This is a genomic window from Nocardia sp. 852002-20019_SCH5090214, assembly GCF_001665865.1.
GTDB lineage: Bacteria > Actinomycetota > Actinomycetes > Mycobacteriales > Mycobacteriaceae > Nocardia > Nocardia nova.
This window is the reverse complement of record NZ_LZMK01000112.1, coordinates 1-980: the sequence shown is the minus strand read 5'-3', so window position 1 is coordinate 980 and position 980 is coordinate 1. Positions and strand designations below refer to the sequence as shown.

Below are 980 nucleotides of genomic sequence, written 5' to 3'. Positions count from 1 at the left end.
TACGCGATGTAGAGCCGGTCGCGGGACTGCGGCACCGGCAGGCAGGTGCGCGGCAGCACGTGCGCGGAATTCAGGGCGATGACCCGGGTCTCGTAACCGAGGTCCTGGATCTCGCGCAGCCACCGATGCCGGTCGTCCCACTTCCAGCACTGCACGACGTTTTCCATCACCCCGGCCAGCACCGGCTTGCCGCGCGCGGCCATCGCACGCAGATACCGGGGAATCTGCTCGACCAGCGCCCGGCTGCGCCCGGACGCCGGATCCTCGACGATGCCGAGTTCCTCGTCGAACCGGTACTGGTTGCTCTGGTCGAAGTAGCGTTTCTGTCCCTTCGCGTCCGTCCATTCCGGGCACGCCGGGCTCGCCCAGAACAACTCCGTCGCGGGCAGCCGCGTCAGATCGATCTCCCTGACGTCGCCGGGCGGAAGATGTTCCACCGTGGGGAAATTCAGCTCGTGCACCGCCACACAGACCGGGTTGTGGTTGGCCGCGATCCGGCCCGTGAGACCGGGCACCGCCCGCCAGCCGAGGTAATCGCCCCCGTATCCGGCGAAGAAGACCGTCGATGTGAGGCTCATCGCGCGTCCCCGGGGATGTGTGCGGTCCAGCCGTCGATGACCTCGACCATCCGGTCCTGCCACTGCGCGGTCGTGACCTCGACCGCGCGGGCGCGGCGAAGGGCACGAGTTTCCCGCCAGGACAGCGCGTTCCGGCCGTGTCCGAGACCGGCGCCGGCCGAGACCAGTTTCACCGGCAGGTAGGCACCGGCCTCGACCAGCACGCCCACGTACAGCCATCGCCGCTGCGGATGGGCGTGGGTGGCCTCGACCGCGGCGACATCGGTGGGGTCGATGCCGTAGCAGATCAGGTGGCGCCGCAAAGCTTTCAGCGGCGACCGATCTTCCTGCCGGGCCACGACCGCGCACCAGGCCAGCCATCCAGTGATCGCAGGGTGCGGGACTCCGCTCCACAGCGCCAAC

General features: G+C 69.1%; 1 protein-coding gene and 1 pseudogene. Both read right to left on the bottom strand.

The genetic code is table 11. From position 1 onward, the window contains the following. Positions 1-578 (bottom strand): annotated as a pseudogene (locus A5780_RS08925) (DNA cytosine methyltransferase); the annotation flags it as partial. Then, positions 575-980: hypothetical protein (locus A5780_RS08920; RefSeq protein WP_231982897.1), on the bottom strand; the 406-nt coding region annotated here is incomplete at its 5' end. The gene A5780_RS08920 and the pseudogene A5780_RS08925, both read right to left, overlap by 4 nt.